Source organism: Micromonospora sp. NPDC003197, from assembly GCF_053590565.1.
In genome coordinates, this window is record NZ_JBSFTE010000006.1 from 311,643 (window position 1) to 321,827 (window position 10,185).

The following is a 10,185-nucleotide window of genomic DNA, read 5'->3' on the forward strand; positions in this document are numbered from 1 at the left end:
TCGAACGGCCGTGGCGGCTGTTCGCGTTCGCGCCCCGGTCAGTGGAGCGTCAACTCTCGAGCCCCCGGATGGCTGCGCCAACGCCGGTTCGGGAAGACTACATTTCCGTCCAGAGCACAGCAGAAAGCGCGGTGCTCGCCGCGTGGCAGGAGATTCGTACGTTGGCTGGAGAACACCACCCCCCGCCCGCTGACCGGGACCGTCTCGGTCTGCGGGCGGACTGCGCGAACTGCTTCGGGCTCTGCTGCGTCGCGTTGCCCTTCGCCGCGTCGGCCGACTTCGCCGTCGACAAGGCGGCCGGAAAACCGTGTACGAACCTGCGGGACGACTTTCGGTGCGGTATCCATTCTCAGCTTCGCGAGCGGGGCTTCACCGGATGCACCGTCTTCGACTGCCTCGGGGCGGGGCAGAAGGTGTCCCAGGTGACGTTCCAGGGCCGGAGTTGGCGACAGGACCCGGACAACGCTCGGCAGATGTTCGACGTGTTCGCCACCATGCGGCAACTCCACGAACTGCTCTGGTACCTGACCGAGGCACTCCAACTACCGTCGGCCCGCCCGGTGCACCGCGAGGTACGCCGGGCGCTCGACGACGTCGAGCGGCTTACCCACGCCGACGCGCAGATTCTGGCGACGGTGGATGTGGCCGCAGTCCGCCAGGACGTCAGTGACCTGCTGCTGCGCGCCAGTGAGCTGGCGCGGGCGAAGGTTCCCGGGCGTAAGAAGAACCATCGCGGAGCCGACCTGATCGGTGCCCGACTGCACGGAGCCAACCTTCGGGGCGCCAATCTTCGCGGTGCCTACCTGATCGCCGCCAACCTCAGGGATGCCGACCTGCGGGAAGCCGATGTCGTCGGCGCGGACTTCCGGGACGCCGACCTGAGCGGCGCTGACCTCACCGGAAGTCTCTTCCTCACCCAGCAGCAGCTCAACGCGGCCCGGGGCAGCGCCGCCACGAAACTGCCCGCCACGCTGCGCCGTCCCCGGCACTGGTAGCCCCGCAAGCGGGCGGATCGCGCCCCGCCAAGCGGATGAATAGTGGACGGCAAGCGCAGCTCTCCAGGCTTGTTCCCAGCCGTCAGTGACCACCTGACGGAGGTCGACCGGTACGCAATCGCTCCGGTCACCGCTTCGGGACAAGGAGAGCAGACATGCGAGTTCCTACGAGATTCGGGCTCGGCCGGGCGGCCGTCGCACTGGCAGTGCTGACGGCAGGAGGGATCGGCTGGGCGGCACCAGCCTCGGCGGCACCAGCCGGGATGGAGGTGATCACCGCGTTGACCGCCTCGAACAGTTCGGACAAGAGCCGTACTCTGACGTGCCCCGTCGGCAAGGTCGTCACCGGCGGCGGTGGGTATCTCACCGCGTCACCGGGAGCTGTCGGGCGGGTGGCGATGGACCAGTTCGCGCCGTCGGCCGACGGCCGGTCGTGGACTGTCGGGATGCGTGAGGTCGGCGCGGTGAAGTACACCGGAGACTGGGCCTTCACCGTTGTCGCCATCTGTGCCACCGCACCCTCCGGCTACCAGGTCGTTTCGGAGGTCAAGGCCGGCTGGAACGACTACCACCAGATGTCCAAGACGGCGACCTGCCCGGGGACGAAGAAACTGCTCGGCTCGGGTGCCCAGGTGGAAAACACCGACGGGGCGTTCGTCCTCACCTACGTGGAGCCTGGCTTCAACTCCGTGACGGAACTACCCACGTACACCATCGGCACCGCCCGCACCGTGGAGCAGGGTACGGTGGCGCACGGCCAGGAGTCGCTGCGGACGTACGCGATCTGCGCCAACCAGCCGGCCGGCTACGAACGGGTACGCGCCACATCGCCGATGACCAGCCCTGCGATGCACAACGTTTCCGTGTCCTGCCCTACTGGCAAGTCGCCCTACAGCGTCGGCGGCGGAATCAACGTCTCCAGCATCCACGAGGACGACCGCACGCAGGTGATGCTCACCGGACTGCGGTCCAACGGCAGCCAGGCCAACGCCTGGGCGTACGAGGACTCCGACGGTTGGGCGGAGAACTGGTACGCCAGCGTGACCGTGATCTGCGGTAGTTGACGTGTCCGGGTGCGGGTGGCGTCACTGACGACGCCACCCGCACCCGGCTCAGCACGTTGGCCGCGTCGCGCCGGCCGGATGGCGGCACCGGCCCGTGTTGCTGTTGTCCGCGATACACAGACGCGGGTAGACATGGTGATGTCCGGGGAGATGGCTTCGGTACGGGAGGGGAAACAATGCCCCGCACTGAACAGGAGTGGCTGCGCGACTACGCGCTGCTGGCGTTGCGGGTCAACCGGCAGGTGACGCAGGGCGGCGCGAGCACCGTACTGATCTACCGGGGGCTATCCCAGTGGCGTACCCGGGTGGAAAGCGAACCGCCCGTCCCGGCCGGCCGGTTGGCCGACGACGCTGAGGCGCTGCTGGAGCAGTTGCCCTTCCCACCCGAGCGGGCCAGATACCTGGCCGCCCAGGTACGCGCACTCCGGGCGGTTGCCCGCCGGCTCGCCGGTCAGGAGTTGCCGCTGCCGGCGTACGTCGGCGAATGTTTGGGGATATCGGTGCAGCGGTTGCCGGAGGACGTGTTCCAGGAGGCACACGACCAACTGGACGTCGCGCTACCCCGGGCCGCCGGTTCCCTGGTGGACCGCCTGCACACCTGGCAGGCGGTCCACACGCTGCCGCCGGGTCGGGCGGATCGCATCCCCGTTCTGGTCGACCGGGCCGTAGCGGAGACACGGCGGCGGACCAGCGCCATCGTGCCACTGCCCGCCGACGAGGTGGTCCACTGCCGGCTGGTGTCCGGCACGCACTTTCGCGCGGCGGGGGCGTACGAGGGCGGGCTGTGCTCGACCATCCACGTCAACACCGATCTGCCCTTCAACCTGGCCGACCTGCTGTACGTCGTCGCGCACGAAGGCCACCCCGGGCACATTGCCGAATCCTTACTCAAGGAGCGTCTGCTGGTCGACGAGCAGGGCCGGGTCGACCAGCAGACGCGGTTCATGCTCGGTCCCAGTTTCGTGATCAGTGAAGGGCTTGGCCTGCATGCGCAGGACATCGTCTTTCCCGGTGACGAGGCCCAGGCTTGGTTGACCGACAACGTCCTCACTGAGGAGGGCGTGCCTCCGGACGGTAGTGACTTCGCCGCGATCCACCGGGCCCAGAACGTCTTCTTCGGAGTGTGGGCCAACGCCGTATTCATGGCCGCCGACGGCCGTCCGGACGCGGAACTGACGGACTATCTTTCCCGCTGGGCGCTGCTGTCCGGCGCCGAGGCCGACGCGGTGGTCAGCTCACTGCGCACCCCGGGCATGGCCCTGTATGTCTTCGGATACTTTTATGGCTGGCGGATCCTGGATTCCTGGCTTTCCACCCCGGACCGCACCGAACGAGTGCGCCGGCTCCTCACCGAACAGCTTCTTCCGGCAGACCTGGTGTCAGCCGGCTGAGCCAGTCGGGCGACCTGGTTTCGGTTGTTGGTAGGGGCAGCTTGTCGACTGCGGGCTACGCGGTCGGCTGCGGGCGGGCCCGTAGGTGCGCGCGCTCACCCTGCCTGCCGAACAGGCTGAGGAACTCCACTGGTTCGGCATCGGCGGCACCGAACCAGTGCGGTACCCGGGTGTCGAACTCGGCCGCTTCACCGGGGACGAGCACCAAGTCCTGTTCACCGAGGATGACCCGCAGCCGCCCGTTGAGGATGTACAACCATTCGTAGCCCTCGTGGGTCTGTGGCTCGGGCTTCCGTCGGTGGCTGCCGGCCGGGATTATCAGCTTGTACGCCTGGATGCCGCCGGCTCGGCGGGTCAACGGCAGCATGGTCATGCCGTGCCGGGTGATCGGGCGTAGATGGATGCGTGGGTCACCGGTGGGTGGGGCGCCGACGAGTTCGTCGAGCGTGACACCGTGGGCTCTGGCCAGGGGCAGCAGTAGCTCGAGGGTTGGCCGCCGGGCACCGGATTCCAGCCGGGACAGGGTGCTCACCGAGATGCCGGTCGCCGCGGACAGGTCGGCCAGGGTGGTGTCACGCTGCCGCCGCAATGCGCGCAGCCGGGGCCCGACCGCGTCAAGCGTCTGGTCAAGGTCACCGTCCATGCCACGATCTTGCCAGAACGGCAACAGCTTTTGCGCGCCTTCAGCGTACGGCGGATACGAGGCCGGTTCTCGGATGACAGATTCAGCCCGATCTGGATAAAAATCGGGGCTGGTCGCAGCCTGAGATTGCGAAACTACCTTCATGGGATCGCGGCGTGACCATGTCGACAGGCACCCCATGTTGTACCGCGACGAGGCCCGTCCTGGCCTGGCACCCGGTTCGGCTCGGAGCGCGGGCAGCATGTTCGCTGCCCTGTACGGCGAGTTGGTCCCGCACGCCTGGCGCGATCCCGAGTCGGGGCACGATGCCTATTCGCTGTTCTACGACCGGTCGATCGCCATGGGGTGGCTCGACGACAGAGGGGCCGGAGGCGGTGTTGCGGATCGCATGCGGCGTGCGCCTGGGCTGTGGGGCATGAACGACGCCGGCTGGGAGCATCCCCTCGCGGTCCCCGGGCTGGTCTCCTGGTTCCAGGTTGGTGTCAGCGCGGTGCCCGGTGACCGGCCGCTGCCCGTGCAGCCGTTCCTGCGGTGTGCAGTGGACGCGACAACACAGGCCGGCGCACTGGACCTGTCGGCAGTGCAGGTCCTGCTGCCGGTACAGGGGCTCGACCCGGCGTCGCGGCCACCGTACGCGCCGGTGCCAGCGATCGGCACAGTCGGTTGGTTCGCCGAGCGCAACCCCGAGTCGAGGACACCGGTGAAGGTCAACATCAACAGTGGCCGGGACTCGTCGATCCTCGCTGCCGTGCAGCAGCTCAGCGAGCACCTCGCTGACCTGGACCAGGACGTGTTCAGGTGCCGCTCCCACGATGTTGCCGGGCAGGACGCCATTCCCACTCCGCCTTTTGACGACAGTTTCTGGAACGGTCCGCCGCTGCACGGGGTGGTGCTGCGCGGCGAGCTTGTCGAATGGTCGTGTGACGCGATCGGGTGGCTGGCCGAGGTGATTGCTGACTCCGCGGCGCTGCTCGGCGTCCGTACACCGCTGCTGCTCACCATCACCCGGACGTAAGCCGGCTGGGGCGGCTTACGTCCGGGGCGGGTTGGGGAAGGTGAGAAACCTCAGCGGCGCGAGGTGTCCTTGACGAACACGAGCCCGTCGATGTTAGCCACGTGGGCCGGGTCCAATGGGGAGTAGCCATACCAGGGGGATACGCGGCCAGGGGACGTCACGTCGCCGAGGGCCGTGGCCAGTCGGCGGGCGTCGACGATGTACTGGTTCTCCGGGAGCGCGTACAGGAGCCCTTCGATGGTGTCCGGGGGTGGGGTGTCGACACCGTGGTGCCGGATCGTGCCGAGGGCGGTGGCCAGGAAGGCGTATCCGTCGCCCAAGTGGGCGCTGACGATCGCGCCGGCGCTCCACCATTCCATCGACCCTTCCCACATTCGCATCGTGCTCTTGTCCCGCTGCAGGTGGCTGTTGTGGGCGTTCACCAGCGTCGGGCCCCGTTCGGCGAGAGCGAGCAGGTTGGCGGCCATCATCGAGTCCCGTACGCCGAGCAGCCGCGCCATGCGGCCCGGTGACGTGTCGGCCATCCAGAAGTGGTAGCTCAGCAGCCCGGTGGCGGTGCGCCCGTACAGCAGCGCCCGTTCCCAGTCGTCCGGTGCGGATACCGCGATCAGGTGCGGCGTCTGCGCGTCGAGCAGCGCCACCAGGTCGTCGGCGAGTAGCCGCAGCTGCGTGGCCTCGGGTGTCCGTCCCACGGACTGCGCCGGGTCCATCATCGCGGCGGGATTGGTCCACTGGTCGTCGGCACCGAGCAGGCGGTCGAGCGTTTCCGCGGAGCAGGGGAGTAGGGCCGTGTCCACCCAGGTCGCGAGGTAGGCGTGGAGCGCGGTGATGGCCTGACGAGGGCTCGCGGCACCGGTGATTTCCAGCGGGCCGTCGAAACCGGCGAAGTGCAGCTGCTCGGACACGGACCGACCGTCGTTGTACGCGCGCATCCAGCCTACGAGTTCGCGGTTGGCCGGGATGGCACCCCACTCGTGGCTGAAGCCGCGTTCCATGACCTCGTCGAGGATGCCCGTGCCCGAGGTGACGTAGTCGTCCACGACCAGGCCCATCATGCAGTCGCTCTCGATGGCGATCGTCCGGTAGCCCTCCTTCTCCACGAGCTGCCGGAAAAGATCGTTGCGCAGGTCGAGCAGGGTGTCCTCGCCGTGGGTGGGCTCTCCGAGGGCGAGCAGTCTTGGCCGGGTCGGGAGTAACCCCGTAACGGCGGCAGCATCGACGGCACGGATGGTGTCAGTGATATCGGCGTTCATGCCATCAACGCTATCTTTGAATCGACGGTGGAGACTTTTCCACGGTGATGCCAGGACCGTGAGGTAAAACCTTCAACACAAGGGTCGAACCTTCAACGCAAGGGTCGGCCCAGGCTGGCAGCTGGCCCGGCGCATCGAGGAAGCCGTGCTGGGCAGAAAGACCCGCTCGGCGCGTTGGGCTTGGTGCTCAAACCGATCGTGTGGCGAAACACCCGCTACATCGACCTCGGAAAATGCGGAGACACGGCCCGGACGGCTCTGCCAGTCTGAAGAGATGATCACGAAGGAGGTCTCGTGAGCGATGACGTGAAGTCCCGACTCGGCGAGTTCAGTACCCGGCTGGAGAGCGACGACATCGACGTTGTTCGCGGGGCTCTGGATGACTACCTGCAGGCACAGGCGGACACCAGGTGGGGTGTGGACAACCCCTACTGGCTGTTGGACAACGAGGTTCGCTTCGCTGCCCGGGACCTCCTCAGGCAACCTCCGTCCGGCCGCAGCCACGCGGGTGCTCTCACCGTGATGTGGCATCTCGCCGAGGAGGAGGACGCGGACCTGATCGCCGACGTCATCGAAGGCGACCCGGACGCCGAGGGGTGGGAGGATGCGCTTCTCGCGGCCGGCACCGCCCTCGCGGCGGGCGAGGAGCCGAGCCGGCGGCTGCTGGATCTGGTTACCGCCATGGTGCTGGACGAGGGCCTCGACGTGTGGGATCGCAAGAACGCCATTCGCGCCTTGAACGATCTCGATCTGCCGGAGGTCGAGGACCTCATCGTTCATGTCAGTGAGTCGTCCGAACGGGAACTCCAGATACACGCGGCGGGTTGGCTCGCGACGCCCCTGCGGCTCCGTGTCCATCGCGAACGTGTCAGGCGGCTCGTACAGTCCTGGCCGGAGGACGCGGGTTGGCAGGCTGACCGCGTTCGCGAAGAGGTCGAGGGTTTCCACAGCACCTACTGGAAGGACATCGAGCTGGAAGATCCGGTACTCCGGAAGGCCCACGACGAGCTGAGGTTCCCACTCAGCGACGACGAATGCCTGCAGGCATTCGTCACCCTGCTCCGCAGCGAGGACCCGGTTGCCGTGGGCATCGCGCTCGACCATTACGAATCCTCGGAGGGGCTGTGTCATGTCCTGGAGGACGAGAAACGTGCCGAGGTCTACCTGCCCGAGGTGCTGGCCCGCGCTCGTGAGGTGCTCCGGCGGCCGATGTCTCCCGCCGAGGTGAGCGCCCTGAACATGATCAGGAAGCGACACATCGAGCCCGGCGACGCCGACCTGCTGCTAGATGTCCTCACCCGCACGGACTCGGACACGGTGCGTCACGAGGCCATCTGGATGGCCAGAGGCGTGCTCGACAAGGCCGAGGTGAAGGACGAGAGGCTCGTCGCCGCCCTGGGCGACCTGATCTTCGACCCGTCGTCCGTCAGCACGAAGGAGACGGCGATCCGCATCCTGGCCGACAGCCTCGGCGCGGACGCGGACGACATCCTCCTGCGGGCGCTCCGCGAGGCTGCGCCGAGGGTGCAGGCCCACGCGTCCTATTACCTGGTCAGGACGGGAGCCCTGGAGCGGCACCGCGCCATTATGGAGGAAGTCGCCGAGAGCTGGGGCGAGCGGCCTCCCCAGCGGCCCTGGGGCCAAAACCCCATTGAAATGATCTTCGGTACGCCGCACAGCGTCCACTGGGAAGGACACCGGCTGGCGGACCCGAACCTGCATCGCGCCCACAAGAGGCTGAGGGCTCCCACGGTGGACGAGTCGTATCACCAGGCGCTTCGTACGCTGCTCGAAAGCGACGACCAGGCGGCCGTGGGCATCGCCCTCGACCATTGGTGGAGTCCCGACGGTGCCGTGCAGAGGGGCGGCGAAGAAGCACGTGAACCGGAGAGGGCACTCGTTCTGGACCGCATCCGGCAGATGCTGCGGCAGCCTCCCGCGCCGGCCGAGCTCAGCCGCAGGTACGGGCCCGAGGCCAAGCACCTCACCGCACTGTCAGCCTTGGACGTCGTGGCAGCAGACGAGCCGTCCCTGCTGGCCGAGGTAGTGGAGGCCGCCGCGAGCGATCACGTTCGCTCGCGGGCTTTCGATGCGGTGGAAGCGGTGTTCAAGGACACGGAGGAGGCTGACTTGCTGCTCGTCGTAGCGCTTGGGAATGTCGCCTGCGACGAGAACGTGCCGTTGAATGACCGCGTCAGGGCACTGGAACTGCTGCACGAGGCTCCGCGGACCAACTCCGTGGACGCGCTCGTCCGGGCGACACGCTGTCCCGAGATAGAGGTTCAAGCCGCTGCGGCATGGGGGCTGATGCGGGAAGAGGCCATCGAGGAGCATCGCGCCATGCTTGAGGACGGCTCTACGACCCGGACCAGCTGCCGATGGCCCGGCTGATCACTCCGCTACGTCGCATCGGCATGCCACTCGCGACAAACCGCACTGTGTGTGGCTTGGAGCCTGCGGCGGCGGGCGAGGCGATCACCGCGTACTGGCAGCAGGTCACCGCCGATACCGCAGCTCGCGGTCGACTCGCCACCTTCCTCGTCGAACAAGCATCACTTCTCACCACTTCGATGAGAGCCCCAGCTCAGCGGTTGTCGCCGCTGCCACCCAGCATGCCACGGCCCTGACGGCTGGCCAGCTTGGCCAGGTTCGCCGTCGCGATGTCGTCCAGCGACAGATCGAGGTAATCGGCGAGCACCGCCAAATACCAGAGCACGTCACCGAGTTCCTTGGCGATGTCTGCCCGGTCGATCCGCGTCTCGTCGCTGTCGAGGTCTCGGATCCACTTCTTGAACTTCTCGGCGATCTCTCCCGACTCGCCGGCTAGCCCGAGCACCAGGTGGAGTAGCTCGTTCTTCTTGTCACGCGGAGCGGCAGTACGGAGGGCGCCGCGCTGATACTCGTGCAGGTCCATGGCGGACCAGTATGTCGCACCCTCTCGACCACGACACCCCCGCCACGAGCCCTCCGCGCCGGGGCTCATCGCACTCGCCACCCAGGCGCAAGACTCGGCGTCGCCTGAGAGGCGACGGCCCGGCCCGGCCCGCGTTCGGTGTCGTTGCCCCTCGTTGACCGATTATTGGATTGTCGGTAATGGAAATCCAATAATCCACGTGTACAAACAGGGCATATTGGTACTGCACCATAATGACAGTTATTGTGCGCAAGGATTTAGGATGGTGTAGATCGAGAGCTTCGTCGCCCGTCCTGGCTCAGCGCACCGAATGCGGCCACCAGCCATGCTGCCGAAAGTAATACCCAGTGGTTCTGGGCGACGCCGGCGCGATCGACCAGACTGTCAGGGGCTTCAGTAGTTGCTAGGTAGTCGGCGATAAGGACGGTGTACGGCGCAGTCGAGTTCGTCGATGGTCGCGAAGGTAGGGTGCTTCGGTCCACCGGTGGTGAACCGGCACAGGATCTGTTCGGCCTCGGCGGTGCCGAGTTGCAACACCCCGCGTACTTTGGACATCTGGTCGTACTAAGAGGGACCGTCAGTAGGTGTTATTTGAGGCGGCGGGTGGTGGGGCGGGTGTTCCAGCGGTAGTGGGTACGGGCTTGCCGGATGAGGGCACGCACGGTGACGAGCGTGGCGGCGAGGTACAGGTAGAAGTCGATGATGGTGGCTTGCCGGTCGGTGCAGCGGCGTAGTTTGCCGTAGCCGTTCATCCATGCGTGGGTGCGTTCGACTGGCCAGCGGTGGCTGGCCTGTACCGGGGCCGGTATGCCTCTTTTCGCGATCTTGGCGTTGAAGCCGAGGTCGGCCAGTACCTGGCGGCTGGGTTTGTTGTCATAGCCGCGGTCAAGGTGCACTGTCACGTGTTCGG

10 protein-coding genes and 1 pseudogene are annotated in these 10,185 nt (G+C 66.9%); 6 read left to right on the forward strand and 5 right to left on the reverse strand.

Features of this window, described 5'->3' with window-relative positions; translation table 11 throughout:
* Positions 1 to 68: 68 nt before the first annotated feature.
* From ACWDV4_RS09765 to ACWDV4_RS09775, 3 genes are all read left to right on the forward strand, one after another.
* Positions 69 to 995: a pentapeptide repeat-containing protein gene (locus tag ACWDV4_RS09765; RefSeq protein ID WP_449976249.1), complete on the forward strand. Its 927-nt coding sequence runs from the start codon at positions 69 to 71 to the stop codon at positions 993 to 995.
* Positions 996 to 1,150: 155 nt separating this feature from the next.
* On the forward strand, positions 1,151 to 2,059 hold the full coding sequence (locus ACWDV4_RS09770) for a hypothetical protein (RefSeq protein WP_449976251.1): 909 nt from the start codon (positions 1,151 to 1,153) through the stop codon (positions 2,057 to 2,059).
* A 176-nt stretch (positions 2,060 to 2,235) separates the two neighbouring features.
* Entirely contained in the window at positions 2,236 to 3,450 is a 1,215-nt protein-coding gene (locus tag ACWDV4_RS09775) for a hypothetical protein (RefSeq protein WP_449976253.1), read from the forward strand.
* 55 nt (positions 3,451 to 3,505) lie between these two features.
* Here ACWDV4_RS09775 and ACWDV4_RS09780 read toward each other — a convergent pair whose 3' ends face one another.
* A complete protein-coding gene (locus ACWDV4_RS09780) occupies positions 3,506 to 4,093 on the reverse strand; it encodes a helix-turn-helix domain-containing protein (RefSeq protein ID WP_449976255.1) in 588 nt (195 codons plus the stop codon).
* 142 nt (positions 4,094 to 4,235) lie between these two features.
* On the opposite strand from ACWDV4_RS09780, the gene ACWDV4_RS09785 reads away from it, so the two are divergent.
* A complete protein-coding gene (locus ACWDV4_RS09785) occupies positions 4,236 to 5,108 on the forward strand; it encodes a hypothetical protein (RefSeq protein ID WP_449976256.1) in 873 nt (290 codons plus the stop codon).
* A 50-nt stretch (positions 5,109 to 5,158) separates the two neighbouring features.
* Here the strand turns inward: ACWDV4_RS09785 and ACWDV4_RS09790 are convergent, their stop codons facing one another.
* Positions 5,159 to 6,361, reverse strand: a complete 1,203-nt coding sequence (locus ACWDV4_RS09790) for an erythromycin esterase family protein (RefSeq protein ID WP_449976258.1) — start codon at positions 6,359 to 6,361, stop codon at positions 5,159 to 5,161.
* Positions 6,362 to 6,655: 294 nt separating this feature from the next.
* On the opposite strand from ACWDV4_RS09790, the gene ACWDV4_RS09795 reads away from it, so the two are divergent.
* Together ACWDV4_RS09795 and ACWDV4_RS09800 are read left to right on the forward strand one after the other, a co-directional pair.
* A complete protein-coding gene (locus ACWDV4_RS09795) occupies positions 6,656 to 8,752 on the forward strand; it encodes a hypothetical protein (protein WP_449976259.1) in 2,097 nt (698 codons plus the stop codon).
* Positions 8,734 to 8,916, forward strand: a pseudogene (locus ACWDV4_RS09800) (hypothetical protein); the annotation flags it as partial. The gene ACWDV4_RS09795 and the pseudogene ACWDV4_RS09800, both read left to right, overlap by 19 nt.
* Positions 8,917 to 8,945: 29 nt before the next feature.
* On the opposite strand, the gene ACWDV4_RS09805 reads toward ACWDV4_RS09800, so the two are convergent.
* The 3 genes from ACWDV4_RS09805 to ACWDV4_RS09815 form a co-directional block, all read right to left on the reverse strand.
* Positions 8,946 to 9,275 carry a nucleoside triphosphate pyrophosphohydrolase family protein gene (locus ACWDV4_RS09805; RefSeq protein WP_449976260.1) on the reverse strand — a complete coding sequence of 110 codons (330 nt, stop codon included), beginning with the start codon at positions 9,273 to 9,275 and terminating at the stop codon, positions 8,946 to 8,948.
* A gap of 393 nt (positions 9,276 to 9,668) precedes the next feature.
* Positions 9,669 to 9,830: a hypothetical protein gene (locus ACWDV4_RS09810; protein ID WP_449976262.1), complete on the reverse strand. Its 162-nt coding sequence runs from the start codon at positions 9,828 to 9,830 to the stop codon at positions 9,669 to 9,671.
* 32 nt (positions 9,831 to 9,862) lie between these two features.
* On the reverse strand, positions 9,863 to 10,185 hold a 323-nt coding region (locus ACWDV4_RS09815), incomplete at its 5' end, for a transposase (protein WP_449976264.1).